The following is a 25,883-nucleotide window of genomic DNA, read 5'->3' on the forward strand; positions in this document are numbered from 1 at the left end:
ATCGGGGGGTTCGCTGTGAGCGAAGGTCCGCCTGGAGGGGGATCCGAATGTCGCCGCTTCGTGGCACCCTGTCCTATGGCCGGTCGTCGGTCGGCATCCGTCTGCCGGGAGACCCGCCGCCTCCTCCTTCCTAGAAAGTCCGCCTGTGCTGGGAAAACTCCTCCTCCGATATCTGTCTCGCTACAAGTGGCTCCTCGTCGCCGTGCTGGTGTTCCAGTTCGCCAGCGCGGCTGCCACCCTCTACCTGCCGTACCTCAACGCCGACATCATCGACGAGGGCGTCGCGCAGGGTGACACCGCGTACATCTGGCGCACCGGCCTGTTCATGCTGGTCGTGTCGCTCGGCCAGATCGTGGCCTCGGTCATCGCGACCTTCTTCGCTGCCCGCGCCGCGATGGGCGCCGGCCGTGACATCCGGGCCGACGTGTTCGCCAAGGTCAGCGGCTTCTCCGAGCGCGAGGTCTCGCAGTTCGGCGCCGGATCCCTCATCACCCGCAACACGAACGACGTCCAGCAGGTGCAGATGCTGGCGATGATGGGCGCGACCATGCTCGTCACTGCCCCCCTGCTCGCGATCGGCGGCATCATCTTCGCCGTGCAGACCAGCCCCGAGTTGAGCTGGTTGATCGCCGTCGCCGTGCCGGTGCTCCTCGTCCTCGCCGCGCTGGTCATCGGGCGGATGGTGCCGCTGTTCCGCAGCTACCAGGGCAAGCTCGACAACGTGAACCGCATCATGCGGGAACAGCTCACGGGCGTGCGCGTGGTGCGGGCCTTCGTCCGCGAGCGGATCGAAGAAGAGCGGTTCCGGGGCGCGAACACCGACATCATGGTCGTCGGCCGCAAGGTCGGCTCGCTGTTCGTCCTGCTGTTCCCCCTCTTCATGCTCATCCTCAACGTGACCGTGGTCGCCGTCATCTGGTTCGGGGGCATCGAGGTCAACAACGGCACCGTGCAGGTGGGCACCCTGTTCGCTTTCATGCAGTACATCGGTCAGATCATGGGCGGCGTCATCATGGCGAGCTTCATGGCGATGATGATCCCCCGTGCCGCTGTCTCGGCTGAGCGCATCGGCGAGGTGCTGAACACCGAGTCGACGATGACCCGCCCGGCGGATGGCGTCACCGCCTTCCCGACGCCGGGCGCCGTCGCGTTCGACGACGTGGAGTTCACCTATCCCGGCGCCGACGCCCCGGTCCTCACCGGCATCAGCTTCGCCGCCGAGCCTGGCGAGACCGTCGCGATCGTCGGCTCCACCGGGTCCGGCAAGACCACGCTCGTCTCGCTGATCCCGCGCCTGTTCGACGTGTCCGCCGGCTCGGTGCACGTCGGCGGCACAGACGTCCGTGACGCCGACGTCGAGGCGTTGTGGGACAGCATCGGCCTCGTGCCGCAGCGTCCGTTCCTCTTCACCGGCACCGTCGCCTCCAACCTGCGCTATGGCCGGGAGGACGCCACCGACGAGGAACTCTGGCACGCACTCGAGATCGCTCAGGGTCGCGACTTCGTGGAGGAGATGCCGGACAGCCTCGACTCCCGCATCGCCCAGGGCGGTACGAATGTGTCCGGTGGTCAGCGGCAACGCCTCGCGATCGCGCGGGCTATCGTGCACCGTCCGCAGGTGCTCGTGTTCGACGACTCCTTCTCGGCGCTGGACCTCACGACGGACGCTCGTCTCCGCCAGGCATTGTGGCGGGAGCTTCCGCACGTGACGAAGATCGTGGTCGCGCAGCGGGTCTCCACCATCACCGACGCGGACCGCATCGTGGTCCTCGAGGGCGGCACGATGGTCGGCGTCGGCACCCATGAGGAACTGTTGGAGACCAGCGAGACGTATCGCGAGATCGTCGAGTCGCAGTTGGGGGTGGACGCATGAGCGAGCAGGACCCTTCGACAAGCTCAGGGACCCAGCGGCGCCGCGGACGGGGCACGGCCGCCGCTCCCACGGTCGAGCGCGAGCTCACCGCCGAGGAGCAGTACGAGGCGGAGTTGGCCGAGCAGGCCCGGCAGAACTCCGGTGACTGGGACAGCGTCGCGCCGGGCAAGGCCGACAACTTCGGCACGAGCTTCGCCCGGATGATCGGGCTCCTCAAGCCCTCCGCGGTCTGGTTCGTCTTCGTGTCGATCCTCGGAGCGATCGGCGTCGTGCTGACCGTCGCGGCCCCGAAGGTGCTCGCCGAGGCGACGAACATCGTCTACCGCGGCTTCATCTCGATCCAGCTCGGTCAGCCCAACGGGGACTTCCCCGGCTTCCCCGCAGGGACGCCGCAGGACGTCGTGGCCGATGCCCTGCGCGACGCCGGGCAGACCGACTTCGCCAACCAGGTCGGGGCGCTCGGCGACTTCCGGGTCGGCGACGGCATCGACTTCGACGCCCTGCGCTGGGTGATCGCCGCGGTCCTTGCGATCTACGTCGTCGCCGCGTTCCTCAGCTGGCTGCAGGGGTACGTCATCAACGTCATCATGGTCCGCACCATGTGGCGCCTGCGCGAGGCCGTCGAGGCGAAGATCAACCGGCTGCCCCTGTCGTACTTCGATAAGGTGCAGCGCGGCGAGCTGATCTCCCGCGTGACGAACGACATCGACAACATCACCCAGACGATGCAGCAGTCGTTGTCGGGTGCCCTGACCGCCGTGCTGACGGTGATCGGCGTGCTGGTGATGATGTTCTCGATCTCGTGGCAGCTCGCTCTCGTGGCTCTCGTGGCACTCCCGCTCATGGGCGTGATCTTCGGGATCATCGGTCCGCGGTCGCAGAAGGCCTTCGGCACGCAGTGGCGCAAGGTCGGTCGACTCAATGCCCGGGTCGAGGAGGCCTTCTCCGGCCACGCCCTGGTCAAGGTGTTCGGCCGCGAGCAGGACGCCCTGGACAAGTTCAAGGCGGAGAACGAGGAGCTGTTCCAGGCGAGCTTCAAGGCGCAGTTCCTCTCCGGCATCATCATGCCGGCGATGACCTTCGTCGGCAGCCTCACCTACGTCGGCATCGCGGTGCTCGGCGGCCTCATGGTCGCGAACGGGCAGCTGCGACTCGGCGACGTGCAGGCGTTCATCCAGTACTCGCAGCAGTTCACGCAGCCGCTGTCCGAGCTGGGAGGCATGGCCGCGGTCGTGCAGTCCGGCACGGCGTCGGCGGAGCGGGTGTTCGACCTGCTCGACGCCGACGAGCAGGAGGCCGATGCCCCGGACGCCCCCGCCCTCCGCGAAGGGGAGGGCGTGATCGAGTTCGAGAACGTGTCCTTCTCCTACTCCCCGGAGCGTCCGCTCATCACCGACCTGTCGTTCCGCGTGGAGCCGGGGCAGACCGTTGCGATCGTCGGCCCCACGGGCGCCGGCAAGACGACGCTCGTGAACCTCATCATGCGGTTCTACGAGCTCAGCGGCGGGCGGATCACGCTCGACGGCCAGGACATCTCGACCATCACGCGCGACGACCTGCGGTCCCGCACCGGCATGGTGCTCCAGGATCCGTGGCTCTTCGCCGGCAGCATCCGCGAGAACATCCGCTACGGCCGCTCGACCGCGACCGACGAGGAGGTGCTGGCCGCAGCGAAGGCGACCTACGTCGATCGCTTCGTGCACGCGCTTCCCGAGGGGTACGACACCGTGCTCGACGAAGACGCCTCGAACGTCTCCGCCGGTGAGCGCCAGCTCATCACGATCGCGCGGGCCTTCGTCGCGCAGCCGTCGATCCTGATCCTGGATGAGGCGACATCGGCAGTGGACACCCGCACCGAGTTGCTGTTGCAGAACGCGATGGCCGCGCTCCGGCAGGGGCGCACCTCGTTCGTCATCGCTCACCGCCTGTCGACGATCCGCGACGCGGATCTCATCCTCGTGATGGAGCACGGCGACATCGTCGAGAAGGGTACGCACGACGAGCTCATCGCAGCGCAGGGCGCCTATTGGCGCCTGTACCAGTCGCAGTTCGAGCAGGCGGCGACCGACCTCGACGCGGAAGCCGCGCTCACCGGCTCCTCGCCGGTGGTCGTGACCGGCGACGCGGACGCGGAAGCCAGCGCGGAGGAGCAGGCCGTCGACGCGGTGGCCGGCGCCGCGGTCGGCGTTCAGGTCCCCGCGGCGGAGGCCGCGGCCGCGAAGGCCCTGCTGGACGACGGAGCCGACGGCACCACGCCCCGCGCCTGATCGGCATGATGCACGACGCCCCGCTCCGGATACGGAGCGGGGCGTCGTCCGCAGGGGCTCAGTCGTCGGCGGCGATCCCGAGGAGCTCGAGGGGGTGCGTCAGTCGCCACCACGGGCTCGGGCCGTCCACGGCGTCGTCGAGGACGAGCGTGGTCTCCGCGGTGTCGACGGGGCCACTCGTGGTGAGGGTGCCCACCGCTGCGTCCGCATCGCGCTCCTCGCCGAGATCGAACACCGGCGCGGAGGTCGCGCTCGCTCCGTTCCACAGCACGACGTCCGCGTCCTCCTCGGTGACCACGTCGACGTTCTCCCCCCAGACGGTGACGATGCGCCCGACCACCGTTCCCGCGGGAACCGCGGGGCCCTGCGCCTGTAGCGCCGCCTCCGTCTGGGTGAACAGGGCGCGGGTGAGGGCCAGGCGCGCCTCGTCGTCCTCCTGATTCAAAGCCGCTGCATACAGCCGGACCGTCGAATCGCCGACGGTGATGTCCTTGGCGGTCAGCAGATTCCATCCGACGAGGGTGCCGGTCTTGATGCCCACGACGCCCGGGTCGGCGAGCATGCCGTTCGTGTTCTCGACGGTGCCGGCTCCCGGCAGTTCGACGGAACGGGTGCCCACGATCTCCGCGAACACCGGGTTGCGCATCGCCATCTCCCCGAGAGCCACGAGAGCCTCCGGGGTGGCGACGTTGCGCTCGTCGAAGCCGGAAGGCGTGACCACGGTGATCCCGGAGAGTCCGCGCTCGCCGAGCCAGATCTCGGCCGCGGCGGCGAACTCCCGGTCGGACCCCCAGATCTCCGCCGCCAGCCGATCGATGTAGTTGTTGGCCGAGCCGAGCAGGGTGCCCTGCAGGAGCTGGTACTCGGTCAGCACTCCGCCCACGGGGACGTCGAGCGCGGACTGATTGGCGATCCGATAGTCCCAGTAGCGGATGCTGTCGGCGAAGGTGAAGGAGAACTCCGGTCCCTGCTCGCCCGGTGCGAGCGGCAGGCGGTCCAGGACCATGAGGCTGCTGACGACCTTCGTGATGCTCGCGATGCTCACGGGCGCCGTGGTGGACGCCGCGGTGGTCATGCCGGCGATCCCCACCGCACCGTCGCCGACCGCAGGCCAGGCAAGGGCCGCGGTCGGGGCGGCGACGGGAGTGAATTCCACCGCCTGCACGGTCGGCGCGACCTCGTGCAGAGGCCACAACAGGGTCGTGCCCGCGTAGGAGGAGGCGAGTCCGACGAGGACACCGAGGGGCACGAGCAGACCCGGAGCGGCGATCGCGGGCCGTAGCTTCGCGTCGCGCAGGAGTCCCGTCCCGTCCTGCACCCCCGGAGACGCGTCAAACTCGGGGATCGACGACCCCGCGGCGACGAGCGTCGGATCGACCCAGGTCAGCGCCGTCGCAGGTGCCGACGCATCAGCCCAGGCGACCGGCCCCGTGGTGAGCGACCCGGCCGCGGAAGGTCGTTCCGCACCGACGGCGGCCTCCTCCGGCGCGTCGCCGGTGGACGCCGAGGACAGCGGGATGGAGTCCTCTGGCCGCGCGTCGACGTCGACGCCGCCGGACGCCTCTTCAGGGGGATCGGAAGCGGTCACTCGCTTACGGTACCGAATGCCGCCCGGAATCCGCCGTGCACGGCTCGGAACGTGCGGGCGGAAGGCGGTAGGATCGACAGCACAACCACGGGAGTCCGGCGAGCCGGGCTGAGAGGGAGCGAATCGCGCTTCGACCGTCGAACCTGATCTGGGTCATGCCAGCGCAGGGAGGAGTTCACATGAGTACGTCCACGTCCGCATCCCCGTCGGCGAAGACCACGGCCGCTCCGCGCAGTTATCTGCGCTGGCGCGTCGTCGACATCGTGGTCGCCAGCGTCCTCGGCGTCGCCGCCGGGCTGATCTTCCTGGCCTGGAACGTGGGGTACCTGGGCCCGAAGGCCCTGCTCGAGCCGCTGCTCCCCGGTCTCCAGGGCCTCCTCGACGGCCCGTGGCTGTTCGCCGGCGTCCTCGGTGGACTCATCATCCGCAAGGCGGGCGCCGCGATCTACGTGGAGCTGCTGGCTGCCGTCGTCTCGGCGCTCATCGGCAACCAGTGGGGCGGGTTCCTCACGCTCGAGGCGGGACTGGTGCAGGGGCTGGGCGCGGAGCTGATCTTCCTCCTGTTCTTCTACCGCCGCTGGTCGCTGCCCGTCGCGATCCTCGCCGGTGCGGGGGCCGCGCTCGCCGGCGGCATCAACAACCTCATCCTCTGGTACGCCGGTTCCGGTCCCGCGTTCACCGCGATCTACCTCGTGAGCACGGTCATCTCCGGAGCGGTCATCGCCGGAGCGCTCTCCTGGGTGCTTGCCCGCGGCATCGCCGCGACGGGAGCACTGGACCGTTTCGGGTCGGGGCGCGAGGCGCGCGTCCGCGTCTGATGGCGTCAGAGCAGGTGGCTCCCGCCGCCGTGGAGGCCCGCGGCTGGGGGTGGCGCCACGCGAGCCGCCTCGCCTGGGCGCTGCGCGATGTCTCGTTCCGCATCGAGCCCGGCGAGCGCGTGCTCGTGCTCGGGGCCTCCGGGGCGGGCAAGTCCACGTTGCTCCACGGCCTCGCCGGTGTGCTCGGTGGCGAAGAGGAGGGCGAGAGCGAGGGGGAGCTCCTCGTCGACGGCGAGCCCGCCGTGGCGACCCGCGGTCGGGCAGGGCTCGTCCTCCAGGATCCCGACTCGCAGGTGATCCTGGCCAGAGCGGGCGACGACGTCGCCTTCGGCTGCGAGAACCTCGGAGTGCCGCGCACCGAGATCTGGCCCCGGGTCGAGGCGGCGATGGCGGCGGTGGGCCTGGACGTACCGCTCGACCACCCGACCAAAGCGCTGTCCGGCGGGCAGAAACAGCGCCTTGCCCTGGCGGGGATGCTCGCCATGCGCCCGGGACTCGTCCTGCTGGACGAGCCGACAGCGAACCTCGACCCCGACGGCGTGCGCGAGGTCAGGGCGGCGGTGGAGCGGATGCTCGCGGCGCGACCAGCGACACTCGTCGTCGTGGAACACCGGCTCGAGGTCTGGCTGCCCCTCCTCACCCGGGTGATCGTTCTCGGCGCCGGGGGCGTGGTCGCGGACGGCCCTCCCGCGGACGTGCTCGACGCGCAGGGGGAGCGCCTCGCGGCGGACGGTGTGTGGGTGCCCGGCCGTCCTCCCGTCGAACCCCCGCCACCGCGGGCGGTGCCAGGGGAGGTGCTGCTGTCGGCGCGTGCACTCGCCGTGGCGCGGGTGAAGGGGCATCCGGTGGCCCGCGGCATCGACCTGGACGTGCGTGCGGGCGAGGCCCTCGCGATCACCGGTCCGAACGGCGCGGGCAAGTCCACGCTCGGTTTGACCCTCGCGGGCCTGCTCCCGCCCGCGGAGGGGGCCGTGATCGCGACGCCGATGCTCACTCGGGGCGCCGATCCCGCGCCGATCCGCTGGGCGTCCCGCGACCTCCTCACCCGGATCGGAATGGTCTTCCAGGAGCCGGAGCACCAGCTCCTCGCCACGACCGTGCGGGACGAGCTCGCCATCGGTCCGCGCGCGCTGGGCGTCTCCGAGGACGAGGTCGCGGCGCGCGTCGACGAGCTGCTGGCGCGCCTGCGTCTGTCCCACCTGGGGGCCGCCAACCCGTACACGCTCTCGGGTGGGGAGAAGCGTCGTCTCACGGTCGCGGCCGCCATCGCCACACGACCGAGGGTGCTCATCCTCGACGAGCCGACATTCGGTCAGGACGCCCGCACCTGGGCGGAGCTGGTCGCGATGCTCGCCGCGCTCAGGGACGAGGGCTCCGCCGTCGTCACCATCACCCACGACCTCGATGTGGCGCGCGCCCTGCACGCCATGAGGTTCACGGTGGGGGCGCACACATGACGGATCTCGCCACCATCTCCGCCCGCACCGGCGTCGTCGCCCGGATCAACCCGGTCGCGAAACTCGGCGTGAGCGCGCTCATCGCCGTGCCGTTGATCCTCACGCTCGATCCGGTCTCGGCGGCCGTCGCGCTGGCGCTGGAAGCGGTGTTGTTCCTGTTCGCCGGCATCGGCTGGCGGGAGTTCTGGGTGCGCACGTGGCCGGTCTGGCTCGCGGCACCGCTGACCGGCCTCACCATCGCCCTCTACGGCGAGACGAGCGGCACTGTGTACGTCGACTGGTTCGTGCTGCGCATCAGCGAGGGGTCGCTCGCGCTGGCGTTCGCGACGATGCTCCGGGTGCTCGCGATCGCCCTGCCCTCCGTGGTGCTGTTCATCACGGTCGATCCCACGGATCTCGCCGACGGTCTCGGGCAGATCCTGCGGCTGCCGGCCCGTTTCGTGCTGGGCGCACTCGCGGGCCTCCGCATGGTGGGGCTGTTCCTCGACGACTGGCGAGCTCTGGAACTCGCGCGCCGGGCGCGCGGCGTCGCCGATCGCGGACGCATTCGGCGCTTCTTCGGCATGGCCTTCGCCTTGCTCGTGCTGTCGATCCGCCGCGGGGCGAAGCTGGCGACGGCGATGGAGGCTCGGGGCTTCGGCGCGCCCGGACGCCGGACGTGGGCACGGGCGTCGCGCTTCGGGGCGGCCGAGTGGATCCTGCTCGCCGTCGGCGCGGGGATCTCCGGGACGGCCATCGCCGCCGCGGTCATCACGGGGTCCTGGAACTTCATTCTCGGTCCGTCCTGACTTGCCCATTCGGGACGAGGGTCCCTAGTGGTGCGTCGAAGACAGGTCTAGCGTGCGCAGGAGACAGTGCCAATCGTCACCGACCGAAAGGGACGTCCCATGAGCATCTCCGCCGCCGATGATCAGCCGCTCTTCACGCGGCCGGGGGAGGCCACCGTCGCCCCGCGACACGTCATCCCGGACTCCGAGTCGCTTCCGGCGACCGCGAAGCAGATCGTCGAGGACGAGACCATCCTCGACGGCAATGCGCGCCTCAACCTCGCCACCTTCGTCAGCACCTGGATGGACGACGAGGCGAAACAGGTCTACATGGCCTCCTTCGACAAGAACATGATCGACAAGGACGAGTATCCGCAGACGGCCGCCATCGAGGACAACTGCTGGCACATGCTCGCGAACCTGTGGAAGGCGCCGGATGCCGCGCGCAGCATCGGCACGTCGACGATCGGCTCCTCTGAGGCGTGCATGCTCGGCGGCCTCGCGTTCAAGCGGCGCTGGCAGCAGGCGCGCCGCGCTGCCGGCAAGGACGCCTCGAGCCCGAACCTCGTGATGTCGAGCGCGGTGCAGGTGTGCTGGGAGAAGTTCTGCAACTACTTCGACGTCGAGCCGCGCTACGTACCCATCAGCGAGGAGCACAAGACGCTCGACGGTCACGATCTCGAGAAGTACGTCGACGAGAACACCATCGGGGTCGTTGCCATCATGGGCGTGACCTACACCGGGATGTACGAGCCGGTGGCGGAGATCGCCGCGGCACTCGACGCCATCCAGGAGAAGGCGGGTCTCGACATCCCGATCCACGTGGACGGCGCCTCGGGCGCGATGATCGCCCCGTTCCTCCAGCCCGACCTCGTCTGGGACTTCCGGCTGGAGCGCGTGCACTCCATCAGCACTTCGGGACACAAGTACGGTCTCGTCTATCCCGGCCTCGGCTGGGTGGTCTGGCGCGACGCCCAGTGGCTGCCCGAGGACCTCATCTTCCAGGTGAGCTACCTCGGCGGAGAGATGCCGACCTTCGCCCTGAACTTCTCCCGACCGGGAGCGCAGGTGCTGCTGCAGTACTACCTGTTCCTCCGTCTCGGGTTCGAAGGGTACCGCGCCGTCCAGCAGGCCTCGCAGGACGTGGCGAAGTTCCTCTCCGCGGGCATCGCGAAGCTCGACGCGTTCGAGCTGTGGAACGACGGCAGCGACATCCCGGTCTTCGCCTGGCGCCTGAAGGACGGGCACACCGACAAGTGGACGCTCTACCACCTCCAGGACCGCCTCCGGATGCGGGGTTGGCTCGTGCCCGCGTACCCCATGCCCGCGGACCTCGAAGACCTCACGGTGCAGCGCATCGTCGTGCGCAACGGGCTCAGCATGGACCTGGCCGCCGAACTGCTCGACGCCATCACCGCCGAGGTGGCCCACCTCGACGCGCTCACGGCTCCCATGCCGTCCGATCACCCCGACTCGGCGTTCCACCACTAGGGGGCCGACATGTCCGCCCCGCAGTCCGGTGCCGCCGGCGCCGCCTCGACGCCGCGCGTCTCCCGTCCCGCCGTCGCCGTCCTCGGCGTCGGGCAGCTCGCTCTCCTCACGCTGGTGGTCGTCGCGAGCCTGCGCTCCCTCCCGGCGATGGCGATCTACGGTCTCGGCAGCGTCACGCTGTACATCATCCCGGCGATCCTCTTCCTCATCCCCACGGCTCTCGTCGCGGCCGAACTGGCGACGGGATGGAAGGGCGGCGTGTACGTCTGGGTGCGCGAGGCCCTCGGCAACCGCTGGGGGTTCACCGCGGTGTGGCTGCAGTGGATCCAGAACGTGGTCTGGTTCCCCACGCAGCTCGCGTTCGTGGCCGGTGCTCTCGCCTTCGTCTTCCTCGACCCGTCGCTGTCCAGTTCCGGCTTCTTCACCGCGGTCGTCATCATCGTCTTCTACTGGGGCTCCACCCTCGTCACCCTCCGCGGCGGTGACCTCTTCGCGAAACTCGGCTCGTGGGGCGGCATCATCGGCACGCTGTTCCCCGCGGTGCTGCTCATCGTGTTCGGGGCGGTGTGGGTCTTCAGCGGGGAGAAGAGCCAGGTGCCGCTGGACGCCTCGGCGATGATCCCGCCGTTCACCGGGCTGGCCTCCATCGTGCTGATCGTGTCGAACGTGCTCGCGTACGCCGGTATGGAGGTCAACGCGGTGCACGTGAACCAGATGAAGGATCCCGGCAAGGGTTACCCGCGCTCCGTGTTCCTCGCCGCGGGGCTCATCCTGCTCGTCTTCATCCTGCCGACCATCGCGATCGCAGTCGCAGTGCCGAAGAAGGAGCTCGGCCTGACGAACGGCATCATGCTCGCGTTCGGGGAGTACTTCGACCACTGGGACATGGGGTGGGCGACGGCCGTCGTGTCGGCGCTCATCGCCGCCGGGGCCCTTGCCTCGGTCGTGACCTGGGTCGCCGGTCCGTCCAAGGGCGTGCTGGCGGCGGCGGAGACCGGGCTGCTCCCGCCGCTGCTGCAGAAGCGCAACAAGGCCGGTGTCCAGTCGGGCATCCTGATGCTCCAGGGCACCATCGTCACGATCCTCGCGGCGATCTTCATCATCGTGCCCAACGTGAGCGCCGCCTTCGTCGCGCTCATCGACATGGCCGCCGCGCTGTACCTCATCATGTACATGCTCATGTTCGCTTCGGCGATGGTGCTGCGGCGGAAGGCCCCCGAAGTCCACCGGGCGTACCGCGTGAAGGCGCTGCCGTTCGTCGCCGGGGTCGGATTCATCGCCTGCCTCGCCGCGTTCCTGCTCGCCTTCATCCCGCCCGACGGCTTCACGGCGTTCCCGGCCGCCGCGTATCCGTGGATCGTCGGTCTGGTGATCGTCGTGCTCGGTGCCCCGCCGCTGCTGTTCTCCGCGCTGCGCAAACCGTCGTGGGATCGGCGGCCGGCCGACGGGAGCCTCCTCAGCGACGCGCATCCGGAAGCCTGAGGCGGGCGTCGGCTCAGGTCTCGTTCCACAGGCGCCGGTAGTACTCGAGGCGGGCGTCGTCGGGTTCGACGCCGTAGGCCGCGATGAGGGTGGCCTCCCAGCCGGGGCCGAAGTTCCAGAGCGTGCTCATCGCGGCCACGGCGATGTCGGCCCACCGGTCGGCGACCCCGAGCGCGGCGAGGTCGACGTGGGCCACGGGGCGGCCGTCGTCGTCGAGCAGGGTGTTGGGCAGGCAGGCGTCGCCGTGGCAGACCACCAGCCGGTCGATCGACGGCGGCTCGTGCAGGTCCGTCGGCACCGTCGTGCCCCGGGCGGCGGCGTTCGCGATGCGCTCCGCCGGGCTCCAGGTCCAGGGGCACTCCGCGACGGGCAGGGCGTCGTGCAGGAAGCGGAGACCGATACCGACCGCGCGGACGGCGGTCGCCGGAGACGACGCCCACCGCGGGTCCACGGCGCTGTGCCCGGGAAGCGCCGCCGTGACGAGCCACTCGTGCGCCTCATCCTGGCCCTGGGAGATCACCTCGGGCACCGTGATCCAGCGGCGGGCCCAGCGCATCCGCTCGGCCTCGTCGCGCATGTTCGCCTCGGGGTCATGGGGGCCCCACTTGATGTACCGGCCGTCGTCGGTGCGGAACGTCAGCCCACCGATCGCGTTGCGCCAGGCCGGTGTCAGCGCGGCGCCGGCGGCGAGATCGCGCACACGGTCGGGGACCTCGATGGACGCTGCGGGGATGCTCACCCATCCCATCCTGTCGGAACCTCGGTGTCGTAGGCTCGGGAAAGACGCGGCGGGCCTGCGGTGACACCAAGAACCGCCTAGGCTGGGACTGCGTTCCATGCATGTCGCACGACGACGTTCGAAGGAGAACATCAGATGCAGATCAGCGGACAGGGTGCTTTCGTCACCGGCGGCGCATCCGGACTCGGACTCGCGACCGCCCGTCGGCTCACTGCCGCGGGCGCGCACGTCACCATCATCGACCTCGCCTCGTCGAAGGGGGAAGAGGTCTCGGCGGAACTCGGCGGTCTCTTCGTCCCCGCAGACGTGACCAGCGTCGACGAGGTCCGGGCCGCGGTCGCCGCGGCGCAGGTCGCCGCGCCGCTGCGGGTCGTCGTCAACTGCGCCGGCATCGCCCCGCCGGCCAAGGTGCTCGATCGCGACGGCAACCCTGCGCTCCTCGCGGACTTCGAGCGCATCGTGCGCATCAACCTCGTCGGCACGTTCAACGTGATCTCGCAGGCCGCCGCCGTCATCGCCGCGAACGAGCTGCATGATGAGGAGCGCGGCGTGATCGTGAACACGGCGAGCGTCGCGGCGTTCGACGGGCAGATCGGCCAGCCGGCGTACTCGGCCTCCAAGGGCGGGGTGCACGCGATGACCCTCCCGATCGCCCGCGAGCTCGCCCGCCACGCCATCCGGGTGTGCACCATCGCCCCGGGCATCATGGAGACGCCGATGCTCATGGGTCTGCCGCAGGAGGCGCAGGACTCGCTCGGCCAGCAGGTGCCGTTCCCCGCCCGCCTGGGTCGCCCCGACGAGTACGCCGGCCTCGTGCAGCAGATCGTCGAGAACGGCTACCTCAATGGCGAGACCATCCGCCTCGACGGCGCCATCCGCATGGCCCCGCGCTGACCCCTCCCGGTTCGAATCGCCCGAATGGCCCGATTCGACCCGGAAATCCAGCCAATCAAGCGATTCGAAACGAGAACCATGAGCACACTCGCCGGAAAGACCATCCTCATGTCGGGCGGCAGCCGCGGGATCGGTCTCGCGATCGCCCTGCGCGCGGCCGCCGATGGCGCGAACATCGCGATGCTCGCCAAGACCGACTCCCCGCACCCGAAGCTCGAGGGCACCGTGCACAGCGCGGCCGAGCAGATCCGCGCCGCCGGCGGCCAGGCCCTGCCGATCGTGGGCGACGTGCGGGACGACGACCACATCACCGAAGCCGTCATGAAGACGCAGGGCGAGTTCGGCGGGATCGACATCGTCCTCAACAACGCCAGCGTCATCGACCTCTCCCGGTCGCTCGACCTCTCCGCGAAGAAGTACGACCTGATGCAGGACGTGAACGTCCGCGGCACCTTCATGCTCTCCCGGGCCGCGGTGCCCATCCTCAAGGACGCCGAGAACCCGCACATCCTCTCGCTCTCGCCGCCCCTGAACCCCACCCCGAAGTGGCTGGGTGCGCACACCGGGTACACGCTGGCGAAGTACGGGATGACGATGGTCACGCTCGGACTCGCGGCGGAGTTCGCGGCCGAGGGCATCGCCGCCAACACGCTGTGGCCGCGCACGACCATCGCGACGGCCGCGGTGCAGAACCTCCTCGGCGGCGACAAGGTGATGGCCGCGAGTCGGACGGCCGACATCTACGCCGACGCCGCCTACGCCGTCCTCACCCAGCCGGCGCGCACCTACACGGGGCAGTCGCTGATCGTGGAGGACGTGCTCGAGGCGAACGGCGTCACCGACTTCTCGGGCTACGCCGCCGTCCCGGGGACTCCGGACAGCGCGCTGTTCCCGGACATCTTCCTCGACTGACGCGCTTCGACAGGCTCAGCGACCCACCCCTGGGTCCCTGAGCTTGTCGAAGGGTTGGGTCCCTGAGCTTGTCGAAGGGCTAGAGCAGCAGGTACACGGCGCCGAGGACCGTCAGCACGACCACGATGCGGTCGAAGAGCCGCTGGTCCAGGCGACGCGCCACCCGCAGCCCGAGCAGCGCGCCGAGCACCACGAGCGGCGTGAGGATCGCGTCGGTGAGCAGCACAGGCCCCGTGAACAGCCCGATGCCGGCGAGGAACGGCACCTTGATCAGGTTGATGATCGCGAAGAACCAGGCGGAGGTGCCGAGGAACACCTGGACTGGGGTGCGTGTGGCGAGGAAGTACATCGACATGACCGGCCCGCCTGCGTTGGCCACCATGGTCGTGAAGCCGCCGAGCGTCCCGTAGACCCCGGCCAGCAGTGCGCCGCCCCGGGCCGCCGCCTCCTGCTCCGCCCTGGCCTGCCGCCATCGCCGCCACAGCGTCACGGCGATCATGAGCAGCAGGATCACGCCGATGGCGCGGCGTACGACCCCGTCTCCGGTCAAGGCGAGGAACGCGAAGCCGAGGAGAAGTCCAGCCACGACCGCGGGTGCGAGACGCAGCAGCGTGGGCCAGTGCGCGTGCCGTCGGTAGGCGAGCAGCGCGAACACATCACCCACCATGAGCAGCAGGAGCGTCGCCGCTGTGGAGGTGCGCGCGGGGAGCACCGCGGCGAACAGGGCGATCGCGAGGATGCTGCCGCCCGGAAGAGCCGTCTTCGAGATCCCGATGACGACCGCGGCCACGCCGAGTGCAGCCCAGGCCCAGGGATCGAGGGCTGTCACCGCCGGAGCTCGGCGGCGATGGCGTCGTACCCGCGGTCGGTCGCGAGGTCGACCGGCAGCACACCGTCGCCGTCGCGGATGGACGCGTCGGCGCCGCCGTCGAGCAACGCGTTGACCACCTCGACGTAGCGGGCCGAGCCGTCGCCGAGCACGATCGCCTCGTGCAGCGCAGTCCAGCCGAGATTATTGATGTGGTTCGGATCGACGCCCGCGCCCAGCAGGATCTCGACCGTCGGCAGCAGGCCCCGCTCGGACGCGGGGATCAGCGCTGTGCCGCCGAAGCGATTCGTGCTGCGGAGGTCGGCGGCGTGCGCCAGGGTCATCCGCAGGATCTCATCGTGCCCGCGGGCACCGGCGTACAGATAAGCGGAGTCCTGGATGTCGTCCCTGGCGTTCACATCGGCGCCGGCCTCGATCAGGAGCCGCGCCGCGTCGATGTGGTTCGCCTTGGTCGCCGCGACCAGCGGGGTCATGCCGCCGTCGCCGCGGGCCTCGATGTCCGCTCCCGCGTCGAGCGCGCGGTGGAGGGCGTCACTGTCGCCGGCGGCGGCGGCGGCGAGCAGGTCGGACGTGGCGTCGTTCATGGGAGCGCTGATCTGCCGTTCAGCCCCGCGTGGCAGCGAGGGCGGCGGCGAAGCGCGCGGCCCGCTGCTCGATGTCCGCCCAGTCCGCGTTCGCGATCGCAGTGCCGTTCGCGAGGTCTCCACCGGCCCCCACGGCGACGGCGCCGGCCGCGAACCAGTCGGCGATGTTGTCGGGCTTCACGCCGCCCGTGGGCATGAGGGGGGCGTCCGGGAACGGCCCGCGCAGCGCCCCCAGGTAGGAGGGACCGCCGAGCGAGGCCGGGAAGATCTTCACGACGTCGACGCCGAGTTCGAGGGCGCCCATGACCTCGGTCGGCGTCATCGCGCCGGTCATCACGACGCGGCCGGTGTCGAGCATGGCGCGGGTGAGGTCGGGGAGGGTGCCGGGGCTGACGAGGAAAGCGGCGCCCGCGTCGGCGGCCTGGGTCGCCTGCTCCGCCGACGTGACGGTACCGGCGCCGATGTACGCGGCGTCACCGTGGCGGGCGATGAGCTCGCGGATCACGGCAGGCGCGTCGGGCGTCGAGAAGGTCACCTCGATGCCGGAGACCCCGCCGCGGATGATCGCCTCCGAGGCCTCCAGGGCCGACTCCGGGGAGGGGGCGCGGAGGACGGCGAGGATGCCGGTGGTGCGGGCACGGGCGAGACGGTCGGACATGGCGCTCCTTGATCGAGGGGATGCGCCCATTCTCGCGCACGAAAACTTGTCATTACAAGCGATGGCCGTCCGCTCGATGGCGGTATCCCTGCCCAGCCGCCTTTCACCCGCGTCCCGGTACCCTGGAGGGATGGCCGAGAACCCCCGCACACCCGAGACGCGCCCCGCGACCGCGCCCGCGTCGTCCCGTTCGGGGGCGATCCGCGAGACGCGCGCCCCGCAGGTGCGCCCCGCGACCGAGGGCTGGACCCAGAAGAAGGATGCCGAGGGGCGCCCGCTGCTGCAGTTCGCGAGTCCCAAGCGCGGCAAGCCGCCGGTCCATCTCGCCGACCTCACCCCGGCCGAGCGCATCGAGAAAGTGAAGGAGCTGGGGCTCCCCGGCTTCCGCGCCAAGCAGCTCGCCACCCATTACTTCCGGCACTACACGTCCGACCCGGCGGAGATGACCGATCTGCCCGCCGGGATCCGCGACGAGCTCGTCGGCGGGATGCTCCCGCCCCTCATGACCGAGGTGCGTCGGCTGGAGACCGACCGCGGCGACACCATCAAGTTCCTGTGGCGTCTGCACGACGGTGCGCTCGTCGAGTCCGTCCTCATGCGCTATCCCGGCCGCATCACCCTGTGTGTGTCGAGCCAGGCCGGCTGCGGCATGAACTGCCCGTTCTGCGCCACCGGGCAGGCCGGACTGACCCGCAACATGTCCACCGCCGAGATCATCGAGCAGATCGTCCGGGCCAACCGGGCCATCGCGAACGGCGAGCTGGGCGGGAAGAAGCGCGACGACCACAGCATGGAGCGCGTTTCCAACATCGTCTTCATGGGGATGGGGGAGCCGCTCGCCAACTACAAGCGCGTCATGGATGCGGTGCGCACCATGGTCGCCCCGCAGCCCGACGGTCTCGGCATGAGCGCGCGCGGCATCACGGTGTCGACCGTCGGCCTCGTGCCGGCGATCAAGAAGCTCGCCGACGAGAACATCCCCGTCACGTTCGCGCTGTCGCTGCATGCCCCCGATGACCACCTTCGCGACGAGCTCATCCCCGTGAACTCGCGGTGGAAGGTCGACGAGGCGCTCGACGCGGCCTACGACTACTACGCCAAGACCGGTCGCCGCGTGTCCATCGAGTACGCGCTCATCAAGGACATGAACGACCATGCGTGGCGGGCCGACCTCCTCGCCGAGAAGCTCAACCAGCGCGGTCGTGGATGGGTGCACGTGAACCCGATCCCGCTGAACCCGACGCCGGGCTCGATCTGGACGTCATCGGAGAAGGGTGTCACGGACGAGTTCGTGCGGAGGCTGAACGACGCCGGCATCCCGACGACCCTGCGCGACACCCGCGGCAAGGAGATCGACGGCGCGTGCGGGCAGCTCGTGGCGACGACCGAGGACGAGGCTGCCGCCGCCGCGATGGCGTGAGCCTGACCCTCAGGAGCCGAGGCGAACCGTTCGCCGACCGTCCCGGATGCCGAGGCGCTCGGCGTCGGCGAGCCACCGGGCGATCGTGGATTCTCCGGCGTTCCTCACTCCCAGCATCCGATGCGTCCGGACGGACCGCACGCCGCAGAACCTCAGGGTGCCCCGCGCCACATGGATCCGTGCGGGGAGGCCGGTCATCGGGACCGCATACCAGGGGGTATCCGCGAGGAGGAGCAGTCGTCCGCGGCGCGCGGCCAGGAGGCCTTCCGGGAAACCCGCTCCCGTGTAGCGGAACTCCTCCTGTGGCAGGAGGGCGCGGTCGAAGAACCCCTTGAGCAGGGCCGGGACGGAGCCCCACCACAGGGGCGTGGCGACGACGATGGTGTCCGCGTGGTGAAGCGCCTGCTTCGCCACGACGAGATCGGGCTCCAGGCTCATCCGCTCGCGGTACCCGGCCCGTCTGACGGGGTCGAACTCGAGGTCCCTCAGCGCGAGGACCCGGGCCTCGCCGTGCCCGGCGGCGTAGCGCTGAGCGATCGCGGACGTCAGGGAGCGTCCGTCTGGGTGGCCGTCGATGACGAGAGCGGTCATGGTGATTCCAATCTGGACAGTGTCAACCTGATGGACACTGTCAAGATAGGAAACAATGTTGCGCATGTCAAGTTCAAAGGCGGGATATCATCACGGCGCGCTCGCGCGAGCATTGGAGGACGCCGCGATGCAGCTGCTGGAGCGGGTTCCGGCCTCGGACATCAGCTTGCGGGAGGTGGCGCGCGCGGCGAACGTCAGCCACAACGCGCCGTACCACCACTTCTCCGATCGCCTTGGCCTCCTCAAGGCGATTGCCGAACGCAGCATGGCCGACCTCCTCGGCGAGGTCCGCACGGCGACGCAGCAGGCGTCGACCCGCACGGCCGCTCTCGCCGAGGGTGGCCGCGCCTACATCCGCTTCGCTGTCGAGCATCCGCACGCCTTCAATGCCGTCTACGACCCGACGGTCTGCGTGCCCGGGGATCCGACGCCGACGATGGCCCCACTGATCCGAGCTCTCGAAGACGTCCTGGCGGACAACGCGAGCTCGGCGGGACTCGGAAGGCCGGGCGAGATCACCGCGCTCTGGGGCCTGATGCACGGGCTGGGCACCCTCGCCGCCGCCGGGCACTTCGGGCTCGATGATGCGCTCAGCGCGTACTCCGCCGCGCTCGATCGGCTGCTGCCCTCGGAGTGACGCGGCGAGGATCCTGAACGGATGCAAAGGGATCTTCCACGGTATGCACAGGCGGAGTTTCGTAGATTATCGGGATGCCCTATTCCGCCCACCGCCCGGGTCGCTTCGACTCGCAGGGTCGGATCATCCTCGACTCGGACCCGAACGCCGAGACGGATGACCTCGACTTCCTCCGCGAGTACGAACCGATCGGTGACTCACCCGCGCGGCCTGACGCCGCGTCCGACGCGCCGGCGTCCGACCCCTGGGACCACACGGAGACCATCGACGACCGGCCGGCCCGTTCACGGCGCGTCCGAAAGCCTCGCCGTCGCCGCACCGCCGCCGAGCGTCTCCGCGCTCTCGCGATCCTCGGCGGGGCCGAGGGCGAGATCCTCGACCGCGTCCCCGGCGAGACCCCGCGCTTCGTGCAGATGTTCTTCGTGCTCGCCGGGACGGCCCTGGTCAGCGCGATCTCCATGCTCTTCGCCCTCACGACGGGCGTGCGCGCGGCGGTCTGGCTCGCCATCCCGCTCGCGATCGTGTGGGCGCTGATCATCTTCAACCTCGACCGCTTCCTCACCTCGACCATGACGTCGACCCGCAACGTCTGGAAGCTCATCGGCCTTGCGATCCCTCGCGTCATCATGGCCGCGATCATCGGTTTCGTCGTCGCGGAGCCGCTCGTGCTGCAGATCTTCCACAACGACATCTCGCGTGAGGTCGCCGCGACCAACATCGTCCAGGCGCAAGCCGACCAGGAGGCGCTCGAGACCGGTCCGGAGAAGAAGGCGCTGGACGCGGCGTCCGAGCGCGTCGCGGCACTCGAGAACCAGGCGGCGACGGGCATCGTCGCCGGCACCGAGTCGTCATCGGCGACCGAGTCCGCCGCCCAGTCCACGGTCGACGATCTCACGGCCAAGCTCACGGAGCAGCAGGCCGTGATCGATCAGGCGCGGACGCTGTACCAGTGCGAGCTCACCGGCGAGGGCGCGGGCACCGTTCCCGGTTGCACCGGTGTGAACGGCGAGGGCGCGAGCTCGCAGGCCGCGCAGGCCCAGCTCGCCGAGGCCCAGCAGACCTACGACGCCCTCGCGGCGCAGCTCCGGACGGCGAACGAGGAACTCGCGGCCGCCGGTAGCGCAGCCAAGGAGAACACCACGGCATCGGAGTCGCAGAACCGCCAGCAGGCGAAGGACGAGCTGCCCGCCGCCCGCGACACGTACGAGCAGGCACTCGCGGCCTACAACGCCCGGGCGGACTCCGTTGCGGAGGGCAATGCCGGCGCGGTGGGTCTGCTGAGTCAGATCAGCGGCCTCAACCGCCTGAGTGAGAAGGAGCCCGCGATCCTGTGGGCGCACATCCTCATCGCGGCATTGTTCTTCATGATCGAGCTGCTGCCGGTGCTGGTGAAGGTGCTCACGAGCTACGGCGACCCGAGCCTCTACGAGAAGGCGCTGGCCATCCGCAAGCAGGTCGCCCTGGACAGGGTGACGGCGGAGGGCTTCCGCGACCGCGCCGACATCGTCACCACTCCCGGGGCTCAGGCCACCTGACGCTCCTTCGCTTCGAGTCGCTCACTTTGCTCCATCTCCGCCGGATCGGGGACGAAGTGGGCGATTCGAACGTGGGAGAGGTTCCCGGCCCGGGCCGCCATGGCGAGGGAACGGGTCAAGGCGACCGTGGACGGGGCAACGGTGGACGAGGCGGTCCGCCAGGGGGTGCCGGTCACGGCGGCCTCGATGAGCGCCAGCGGTCCGCGGAGGCTGGGGTCGTGGGTGCGGGCGTCGTCCTCACACCACTCGAGGAGTTCACCGATGGTCCAATCGCGGTCGATTGGACCGAGGTAAGGCGGGAAGTTGGTCGTGGAAGCTGTCATTGGTCCAGAATCAGGTCTCATGGATACCCTCGACAGGGCCAATGCGGCGCCGATGGCCCACGGATCGGCACCCGGCCCCCTCGTCCAGGGCGGGGAAGTCTCTGCCTCCGCCCTCGCCGCACGGCTCGGGCGCTGGGCGCACGGCGACGGCACCCTCTCCACCCGACTCGACGCGGGGATCGCCGCTCTGATCGGCAGCGGTGAGCTGCGCCCCGCCGACCGCCTGCCTGCCGAACGCGCCCTCGCCGCGGTGGTCGCGGTCTCGCGGGGCACGGTCGTGTCCGCCTATGCGTCCCTCGCGGAGCAGGGTCTCGTCGAGCGTCGGCAGGGCAGTGGGACGCGGGTCTCGGGCTCGAGGACGGCGCCCGCGGCGGACCGCCGTCCCGGCCGCGGCGAGGCCCTGTTCTCAGCACTCCCCAACGCGATCGATCTGCTCCGCACGGTGCCGCAGATCCCCGATCTCGGTGTGCAGCTCATCCGCGACCACCAGCCGCGGCTCGACCTCGCCCTGCTCCCGGAGACCGACCCCGCGGGGCTCCCCGCGCTCCGCGAACTCATCGCCGATATGTACCGCGCCGAGGGGACACCGACCACGCCCGAGCAGATCCTCGTGACCCATGGCGCGCAGCAGGCCATCAGCCTCGTCGTCAACGCGCTCGTGGAGCCGGGCGACGTCGTCCTCGCGGAGGGGATCACGTGGCCGGGCGTGACCGACTCCGTGGGGTTGCGCGGCGGGACGGTCCACGGCGTGCCGATGGGGGCGGACGGCCTCGACGTCGATGCGCTGGAGCAGGCGATGGCCCGACTGCGTCCCGTGCTCGTCGCGCTCAACCCGCACCACCAGAACCCGACGGGGACGCGTCTGCCTGGGGCGGCGCGGCATCGCGTGGCCGAACTCGCCGCGCAGTACGGGGTGCCCGTGATCGAGGACCGCGTCGTCGCCGGCATCTCGTTCGACGGGGTCGTGCCGCCCACGCTCGCCTCGGAACGGCCGGACGCCCCGGTGCTCGTCGTCGAGTCCGTGTCGAAGTGGGCCTGGGCCGGGCTGCGGATCGGGTGGCTGCGCGCCGACCCTGTCCTGGTCCGACGGCTCCGCGGTGCACGGCAGCTCGCCGACCAGTCCACGAGCGTGCCCGGCCAGCTGCTCGCACTCGACCTCATCGCCCACGCCACGGAGCTCCGCCGCGCCAACAGCCGCGTGCACCAGCAGCGGCTCCTCCTGCTGCAGAACCTGATGGCCGCGCACCTCCCCGACTGGACCTACGAGGCCCCTCGGGGCGGACTCTCGCTGTGGGCGGCGCTGCCTCGGGGCTCCGCATCGGCTCTCGCGCGCGTCGCCGCGGCCCACGGGGTCTCGATCGCGGGCACCGGGGCCTTCGCGGTCTCGGCCGCCGCCCCGGACGACCACGTGCGTCTGCCGTTCACCGCGCCGGACGACGTGCTCACCGAGGGCGTGCGTCGGCTGGGCGACGCCTGGCGCGAGTACCGGGAGACTCTCAGCAGCCCTGCCTAGGGTGACCGCATGACACCGGTGCCACGCCCCACTCTCTGGATCTCCATCGCGGGCGTGCTCGCCGTCACCGCGTACGCCGCCCTCGCCGCGGTGCAGATCCTCGTGCTGAACCCGCTGGCCGCGGCCCCGGGCGGTCTCTCCCTCGACGAGGTCCGGGCCGCGATGTCGAACGCCGGGGAGAGCCTCATGCCGCAGGCGGTCCTCGGTATCCTCGGCGCCGGCGTGTGCCTGGGGATCGGGACCGCCGTCGTCTGCGTGGTCACACGCGTGCACCCCATCGTGCCGGCCATGACCTTCCTCGCCGTGCTGATGGGCGGGGCTCCCGCGTACTTCGTCGCGTCGTTCGGCCCTGGCATGGGGCTCGCCGACACGTTCGGCATCAGCGGCGCCGATGCCTCCCCGTGGGCCCTGCCCCTGTACGCCGTCAGCGCGCTCGCCGCGGTCGGGGTGCTGATCGGGGCCGCGCTCACGTCCCGCCGCCGCGGACCGGCGTCCGCCACCGCCTGACGATCGCGGCCGATCCGGCCCGGCGGTCCCCCTGGCGGGACTAGCGTTGGTCCATGGTCAACTATCGCTATCTCGGCAACAGCGGTCTCAAGGTCTCGGAGATCACGTACGGCAACTGGGTCACACACGCCTCGCAGGTCGAGGACGACGCCGCGGTCAAGACCGTGCACGCCGCCCTGGACGCCGGCATCACCACGTTCGACACCGCGGACACCTACGCGAACACCGCCGCCGAGGTCGTGCTCGGCAAGGCGCTGCAGGGCCAGCGCCGCGAGAGCCTCGAGATCTTCACGAAGGTCTACTTCCCGACCGGTCCCAAGGGTCCGAACGACACCGGCCTGAGCCGCAAGCACATCATGGAGTCGATCAACGGCTCGCTGCAGCGTCTCGGCACCGACTACGTCGACCTGTACCAGGCGCACCGCTTCGACCACGAGACCCCGCTGGAGGAGACGTTCCAGGCCTTCGCCGACATCGTGCGGCAGGGCAAGGCGCTCTACATCGGCGTCTCGGAGTGGACCGCGGAGCAGCTCCGTGACGGCCACGCCCTGGCGAAGCAGCTCGGCATCCAGCTCATCTCCAACCAGCCGCAGTACTCGATGCTGTGGCGGGTCATCGAGGGCAAGGTCGTCCCCGCGTCGGAGGAGCTCGGCATCTCGCAGATCGTCTGGTCGCCGATGGCGCAGGGTGTGCTCAGCGGCAAGTACCTCCCTGGTCAGCCGGTCCCGGAGGGCTCGCGGGCGACGGATCAGAACTCGGGCGCGGGCTTCATCAAGAGCTTCCTGCAGGACGACATCCTCACCGCGGTGCAGCGCCTCAAGCCGATCGCGGAGCAGGCGGGTCTGTCGATGCCCCAGCTCGCCATCGCGTGGGTGCTGCAGAACCCGAACGTCGCGGCTGCCCTCGTCGGCGCCTCCCGCCCGGAGCAGCTCGCCGACACGGTCAAGGCCTCCGGCGTGAAGCTCGACGCCGACACGATGGCCGCGATCGACACCGCGCTCGGCGACACGGTCAACCGCGACGCCGAGCACACGTATTCGGTGTCGCCGAAGTCCCGGCTCGTCTAGGCCTTCGAATCGCGCAAATGGTCCCATTCCGTCAAGGAATGGGACCATTTGCGCTCCTCGGACGGGTTACTCCTTGACGGCCCCGGCCGTGAGGCCCTGGACGATCCAGCGGCTGGCGAGGGCGAACATCACCATCGTCGGGAGGATCGTCAGCACCGCCGCGGCACTCATGGAGCCCCAGTCGATGTTGAACGTCGAGATGAAGCCGTTCAGCGCCGAGGGCACGGTGCGGTTCGCGTCGGTGTTCATCAGCACGACCGACAGGAACAGCTCGTTCCAGCAGTTCACGAAGTTGAAGATGAACGCGGCGATGATGCCCGGGGTCATCACCGGCACGAGCACCCGGAACAGGGCGCCGAGGCGCGAGCAGCCGTCGATCATCGCCGCCTCCTCCAGCGCATCGGGGACGTTCTCGAAGAAGCCCCGCAGCATGACCGTGGAGAACGGGATGCAGATCGCGATGTAGACGAGGATGAGGCCGGGCTTGGTATCGACGAGTCCGAGGTCGGTCATCATCGAGTACAGCGGTCCGAGGGCGATGAACGCCGGGATCATCTGCGTCAGCAGGAACGCGATGAGCACCGTGCCCTTGCCGCGGAACTCGAATCGCGCCAGCACGTAGGCGCTCAGCAGGGCGATGAGCGTCGCCACCGCGCCCGCCGACACCGCCACGATGGCCGAGTTCGCCAGGAACGTCCCGAACGAGCTCTTCTCGAACAGGCTCGTGAAGTTGTCCAGCGAGGGCTCGCTCGGCCAGTACTCGATCGGGAAGCGGTTGATGGTCCCCGGCGACTTGAACGCGGTGAGCGTGATCCAGTACAGCGGGAACAGCGTGATGAGCAGCCACAGGCCCAGGCCGACGACACGCACCACGCCGCCCACCGTGACGCGGGGCTTCGGTCGCGGGGCGGTCTTCGGGTCGGGCACCGTGATGCGGCGGGTCTCCGTGACCGACGATCCGGTCCGGACGGATGAGGTGATGGTCATCGCTGCACTCTCCGCATCGCCATCAGGTAGAACGCGCAGAACACCATGAGGAAGGCCACGACGATGAGCCCGATGGCGCTCGCGATGCCGTAGTTGCCCTGCTGCGTGTAGTTGATCATCCACGTCGTGATGATGTGGGTCTGGTTGGCCGGGCCGCCGTTCGTCATCGCGTAGATGATGTCGGGGAAGTTGAAGATCCAGATCACGCGCAGCAGGATCGTCAGCAGCAGCGTCATCGAGATGTACGGGATGATGATCGAGAACAGCTGCCGCACCTTGCCGGCGCCGTCGAGGCTCGCCGCCTCCAGCATCTCGTCCGGCACCGACTGCAGAGCCGCGAGGATCATGATCGCGAAGAAGGTCACGCCGTACCAGATGTTCGCGACGATCACGGCGAACATCGCGAGCTTCGGGTCGGCCAGCCAGGGCAGCGGGGCGTCGATCAGCCCCGCCTTCATGAGCAGGTCGTTGACGACGCCGAACTCGGCGTTGAACATCCAGCGGAACAGCATGCCGATGAGGAAGCCGGACACCGCCCAGGGGAAGAAGACCAGCGCCTGGTAGAGACCGCGGAAGCGGAACCGCTTGCGCAGGGCGAGCGCGATGAGGAACCCGATCACGAGCTGCGGCACGAGCGAGCCGACCACCCAGAGCACGGAGTTCCACGCCACGGTCGGGAACGCCGGGTCGCGGAAGACGGCGAGGAAGTTGTCGAAGCCCACGAACGGCGTCGACGTGAGATCCCACAGGTTCCAGTCGTGGAAGGCCATGCGGGCGCCCTGCAGCATCGGCCAGTAGGTGAACCAGCAGACGAAGACGATCGCCGGCGCGAGGAACGCCAGCAGCGTGAGCGCGGTGCGACCCCGGAAGGGGCGACGACGCGATGCCGGGGAGGCCCCGCCGGCGGTGCCGACGGAGCCCCCTTCACGGATGGTGCGGGCCAC

At 69.8% G+C, this 25,883-nt stretch carries 24 protein-coding genes and 1 riboswitch; of the genes, 15 read left to right on the plus strand and 9 right to left on the minus strand.

What is annotated here, in order from left to right:
- Positions 1–145 precede the first annotated feature (145 nt).
- Together CYL12_RS14085 and CYL12_RS14090 are read left to right on the plus strand one after the other, a co-directional pair.
- Entirely contained in the window at positions 146–1,873 is a 1,728-nt protein-coding gene (locus CYL12_RS14085) for an ABC transporter ATP-binding protein (RefSeq protein WP_101848140.1), read from the plus strand.
- Positions 1,870–4,140 carry an ABC transporter ATP-binding protein gene (locus tag CYL12_RS14090; protein ID WP_101848141.1) on the plus strand — a complete coding sequence of 757 codons (2,271 nt, stop codon included), beginning with the start codon at positions 1,870–1,872 and terminating at the stop codon, positions 4,138–4,140. Before CYL12_RS14085 ends, CYL12_RS14090 begins: the two co-directional genes overlap by 4 nt.
- Before the next feature lie 58 nt (positions 4,141–4,198).
- Here the strand turns inward: CYL12_RS14090 and CYL12_RS14095 are convergent, their stop codons facing one another.
- Entirely contained in the window at positions 4,199–5,728 is a 1,530-nt protein-coding gene (locus CYL12_RS14095; protein ID WP_101848142.1) for a D-alanyl-D-alanine carboxypeptidase family protein, read from the minus strand.
- A 77-nt stretch (positions 5,729–5,805) separates the two neighbouring features.
- A riboswitch (TPP riboswitch) is annotated at positions 5,806–5,915 on the plus strand.
- Here CYL12_RS14095 and CYL12_RS14100 point away from each other — a divergent pair.
- The 5 genes from CYL12_RS14100 (at position 5,908) to CYL12_RS14120 (ending at position 11,743) form a co-directional block, all read left to right on the plus strand.
- Positions 5,908–6,546, plus strand: a complete 639-nt coding sequence (locus CYL12_RS14100) for an ECF transporter S component (RefSeq protein WP_101848143.1) — start codon at positions 5,908–5,910, stop codon at positions 6,544–6,546. Its footprint overlaps the riboswitch before it by 8 nt.
- Positions 6,546–8,003, plus strand: a complete 1,458-nt coding sequence (locus CYL12_RS14105; RefSeq protein WP_199399136.1) for an ABC transporter ATP-binding protein — start codon at positions 6,546–6,548, stop codon at positions 8,001–8,003. Before CYL12_RS14100 ends, CYL12_RS14105 begins: the two co-directional genes overlap by 1 nt.
- Positions 8,000–8,791: an energy-coupling factor transporter transmembrane component T family protein gene (locus tag CYL12_RS14110; protein WP_101848144.1), complete on the plus strand. Its 792-nt coding sequence runs from the start codon at positions 8,000–8,002 to the stop codon at positions 8,789–8,791. The genes CYL12_RS14105 and CYL12_RS14110 overlap by 4 nt, the downstream gene beginning before the upstream one ends.
- 99 nt (positions 8,792–8,890) lie before the next feature.
- Positions 8,891–10,261, plus strand: coding sequence for a glutamate decarboxylase (locus CYL12_RS14115; RefSeq protein ID WP_101848145.1), 1,371 nt, complete (start codon positions 8,891–8,893; stop codon positions 10,259–10,261).
- Between the two features lie 9 nt (positions 10,262–10,270).
- Positions 10,271–11,743 (plus strand): amino acid permease, encoded by a 1,473-nt coding sequence (locus CYL12_RS14120; RefSeq protein WP_233486758.1) that lies wholly within the window; start codon positions 10,271–10,273, stop codon positions 11,741–11,743.
- A gap of 13 nt (positions 11,744–11,756) precedes the next feature.
- Here CYL12_RS14120 and CYL12_RS14125 read toward each other — a convergent pair whose 3' ends face one another.
- A complete protein-coding gene (locus CYL12_RS14125; RefSeq protein WP_199399137.1) occupies positions 11,757–12,482 on the minus strand; it encodes an aminoglycoside 3'-phosphotransferase in 726 nt (241 codons plus the stop codon).
- Between the two features lie 135 nt (positions 12,483–12,617).
- Here CYL12_RS14125 and CYL12_RS14130 point away from each other — a divergent pair, with 135 nt between their 5' ends.
- Together CYL12_RS14130 and CYL12_RS14135 are read left to right on the plus strand one after the other, a co-directional pair.
- Positions 12,618–13,376 (plus strand): SDR family NAD(P)-dependent oxidoreductase, encoded by a 759-nt coding sequence (locus CYL12_RS14130; RefSeq protein WP_101848147.1) that lies wholly within the window; start codon positions 12,618–12,620, stop codon positions 13,374–13,376.
- A 78-nt stretch (positions 13,377–13,454) separates the two neighbouring features.
- Positions 13,455–14,288 carry an SDR family oxidoreductase gene (locus CYL12_RS14135; RefSeq protein WP_101848148.1) on the plus strand — a complete coding sequence of 278 codons (834 nt, stop codon included), beginning with the start codon at positions 13,455–13,457 and terminating at the stop codon, positions 14,286–14,288.
- Positions 14,289–14,367: 79 nt separating this feature from the next.
- Here the strand turns inward: CYL12_RS14135 and CYL12_RS14140 are convergent, their stop codons facing one another.
- The 3 genes from CYL12_RS14140 to CYL12_RS14150 are packed head-to-tail and all read right to left on the minus strand — an operon-like array spanning position 14,368 to position 16,359.
- Positions 14,368–15,117 (minus strand): sulfite exporter TauE/SafE family protein, encoded by a 750-nt coding sequence (locus CYL12_RS14140; protein WP_101848149.1) that lies wholly within the window; start codon positions 15,115–15,117, stop codon positions 14,368–14,370.
- The gene (locus CYL12_RS14145; protein ID WP_101848150.1) at positions 15,114–15,701 is read right to left on the minus strand and encodes an ankyrin repeat domain-containing protein; all 588 of its coding nucleotides are present in this window, start codon (positions 15,699–15,701) and stop codon (positions 15,114–15,116) included. The genes CYL12_RS14140 and CYL12_RS14145 overlap by 4 nt, the downstream gene beginning before the upstream one ends.
- Before the next feature lie 19 nt (positions 15,702–15,720).
- Positions 15,721–16,359, minus strand: coding sequence for a bifunctional 4-hydroxy-2-oxoglutarate aldolase/2-dehydro-3-deoxy-phosphogluconate aldolase (locus CYL12_RS14150; protein ID WP_101848151.1), 639 nt, complete (start codon positions 16,357–16,359; stop codon positions 15,721–15,723).
- A 130-nt stretch (positions 16,360–16,489) separates the two neighbouring features.
- On the opposite strand from CYL12_RS14150, the gene rlmN reads away from it, so the two are divergent.
- Positions 16,490–17,779, plus strand: coding sequence for a 23S rRNA (adenine(2503)-C(2))-methyltransferase RlmN (gene rlmN, locus CYL12_RS14155; RefSeq protein WP_233486759.1), 1,290 nt, complete (start codon positions 16,490–16,492; stop codon positions 17,777–17,779).
- 9 nt (positions 17,780–17,788) lie between these two features.
- Here the strand turns inward: rlmN and CYL12_RS14160 are convergent, their stop codons facing one another.
- Positions 17,789–18,436, minus strand: a complete 648-nt coding sequence (locus CYL12_RS14160; RefSeq protein ID WP_353615386.1) for an NAD(P)H-dependent oxidoreductase — start codon at positions 18,434–18,436, stop codon at positions 17,789–17,791.
- Between CYL12_RS14160 and CYL12_RS14165 the strand changes: the two genes are divergently transcribed.
- Positions 18,435–19,007 (plus strand): TetR/AcrR family transcriptional regulator, encoded by a 573-nt coding sequence (locus CYL12_RS14165; RefSeq protein WP_101848153.1) that lies wholly within the window; start codon positions 18,435–18,437, stop codon positions 19,005–19,007. The genes CYL12_RS14160 and CYL12_RS14165 overlap by 2 nt on opposite strands.
- 74 nt (positions 19,008–19,081) lie before the next feature.
- Entirely contained in the window at positions 19,082–20,542 is a 1,461-nt protein-coding gene (locus CYL12_RS14170; protein ID WP_101848154.1) for a DUF4407 domain-containing protein, read from the plus strand.
- Here the strand turns inward: CYL12_RS14170 and CYL12_RS14175 are convergent.
- On the minus strand, positions 20,530–20,865 hold the full coding sequence (locus tag CYL12_RS14175) for a hypothetical protein (RefSeq protein ID WP_101848155.1): 336 nt from the start codon (positions 20,863–20,865) through the stop codon (positions 20,530–20,532). The genes CYL12_RS14170 and CYL12_RS14175 overlap by 13 nt on opposite strands.
- 19 nt (positions 20,866–20,884) lie before the next feature.
- Between CYL12_RS14175 and CYL12_RS14180 the strand changes: the two genes are divergently transcribed.
- The 3 genes from CYL12_RS14180 to CYL12_RS14190 are packed head-to-tail and all read left to right on the plus strand — an operon-like array spanning position 20,885 to position 23,952.
- A complete protein-coding gene (locus CYL12_RS14180) occupies positions 20,885–22,378 on the plus strand; it encodes an aminotransferase-like domain-containing protein (RefSeq protein WP_101848156.1) in 1,494 nt (497 codons plus the stop codon).
- Between the two features lie 9 nt (positions 22,379–22,387).
- Positions 22,388–22,885, plus strand: a complete 498-nt coding sequence (locus CYL12_RS14185) for a hypothetical protein (protein WP_101848157.1) — start codon at positions 22,388–22,390, stop codon at positions 22,883–22,885.
- A 53-nt stretch (positions 22,886–22,938) separates the two neighbouring features.
- On the plus strand, positions 22,939–23,952 hold the full coding sequence (locus tag CYL12_RS14190) for an aldo/keto reductase family protein (RefSeq protein WP_101848158.1): 1,014 nt from the start codon (positions 22,939–22,941) through the stop codon (positions 23,950–23,952).
- Positions 23,953–24,018: 66 nt separating this feature from the next.
- Here CYL12_RS14190 and CYL12_RS14195 read toward each other — a convergent pair whose 3' ends face one another.
- Both CYL12_RS14195 and CYL12_RS14200 read right to left on the minus strand, forming a co-directional pair.
- The gene (locus tag CYL12_RS14195; RefSeq protein ID WP_199399138.1) at positions 24,019–24,939 is read right to left on the minus strand and encodes a carbohydrate ABC transporter permease; all 921 of its coding nucleotides are present in this window, start codon (positions 24,937–24,939) and stop codon (positions 24,019–24,021) included.
- Positions 24,936–25,883, minus strand: coding sequence for a carbohydrate ABC transporter permease (locus CYL12_RS14200; protein ID WP_025105358.1), 948 nt, complete (start codon positions 25,881–25,883; stop codon positions 24,936–24,938). Before CYL12_RS14200 ends, CYL12_RS14195 begins: the two co-directional genes overlap by 4 nt.

The sequence above is a fragment of the Zhihengliuella sp. ISTPL4 genome, from assembly GCF_002848265.1.
Classification (GTDB): domain Bacteria; phylum Actinomycetota; class Actinomycetes; order Actinomycetales; family Microbacteriaceae; genus Microbacterium.

Excerpts from the sequence above, each read along its gene's own strand:
- CYL12_RS14090 (WP_101848141.1), top strand. The coding sequence starts at position 1,870 with ATGAGCGAGCAGGACCCTTCGACAAGCTCAGGGACCCAGCGGCGCCGC.
- CYL12_RS14100 (WP_101848143.1), top strand. The coding sequence starts at position 5,908 with ATGAGTACGTCCACGTCCGCATCCCCGTCGGCGAAGACCACGGCCGCT.
- CYL12_RS14105 (WP_199399136.1), top strand. The coding sequence starts at position 6,546 with ATGGCGTCAGAGCAGGTGGCTCCCGCCGCCGTGGAGGCCCGCGGCTGG.
- CYL12_RS14110 (WP_101848144.1), top strand. The coding sequence starts at position 8,000 with ATGACGGATCTCGCCACCATCTCCGCCCGCACCGGCGTCGTCGCCCGG.
- CYL12_RS14115 (WP_101848145.1), top strand. The coding sequence starts at position 8,891 with ATGAGCATCTCCGCCGCCGATGATCAGCCGCTCTTCACGCGGCCGGGG.
- CYL12_RS14120 (WP_233486758.1), top strand. The coding sequence starts at position 10,271 with ATGTCCGCCCCGCAGTCCGGTGCCGCCGGCGCCGCCTCGACGCCGCGC.
- CYL12_RS14130 (WP_101848147.1), top strand. The coding sequence starts at position 12,618 with ATGCAGATCAGCGGACAGGGTGCTTTCGTCACCGGCGGCGCATCCGGA.
- CYL12_RS14135 (WP_101848148.1), top strand. The coding sequence starts at position 13,455 with ATGAGCACACTCGCCGGAAAGACCATCCTCATGTCGGGCGGCAGCCGC.
- CYL12_RS14145 (WP_101848150.1), bottom strand. The coding sequence starts at position 15,701 with ATGAACGACGCCACGTCCGACCTGCTCGCCGCCGCCGCCGCCGGCGAC.
- CYL12_RS14150 (WP_101848151.1), bottom strand. The coding sequence starts at position 16,359 with ATGTCCGACCGTCTCGCCCGTGCCCGCACCACCGGCATCCTCGCCGTC.
- rlmN (WP_233486759.1), top strand. The coding sequence starts at position 16,490 with ATGGCCGAGAACCCCCGCACACCCGAGACGCGCCCCGCGACCGCGCCC.
- CYL12_RS14165 (WP_101848153.1), top strand. The coding sequence starts at position 18,435 with ATGTCAAGTTCAAAGGCGGGATATCATCACGGCGCGCTCGCGCGAGCA.
- CYL12_RS14160 (WP_353615386.1), bottom strand. The coding sequence starts at position 18,436 with ATGCGCAACATTGTTTCCTATCTTGACAGTGTCCATCAGGTTGACACT.
- CYL12_RS14170 (WP_101848154.1), top strand. The coding sequence starts at position 19,082 with ATGCCCTATTCCGCCCACCGCCCGGGTCGCTTCGACTCGCAGGGTCGG.
- CYL12_RS14175 (WP_101848155.1), bottom strand. The coding sequence starts at position 20,865 with ATGACAGCTTCCACGACCAACTTCCCGCCTTACCTCGGTCCAATCGAC.
- CYL12_RS14180 (WP_101848156.1), top strand. The coding sequence starts at position 20,885 with ATGGATACCCTCGACAGGGCCAATGCGGCGCCGATGGCCCACGGATCG.
- CYL12_RS14185 (WP_101848157.1), top strand. The coding sequence starts at position 22,388 with ATGACACCGGTGCCACGCCCCACTCTCTGGATCTCCATCGCGGGCGTG.
- CYL12_RS14190 (WP_101848158.1), top strand. The coding sequence starts at position 22,939 with ATGGTCAACTATCGCTATCTCGGCAACAGCGGTCTCAAGGTCTCGGAG.
- CYL12_RS14195 (WP_199399138.1), bottom strand. The coding sequence starts at position 24,939 with ATGACCATCACCTCATCCGTCCGGACCGGATCGTCGGTCACGGAGACC.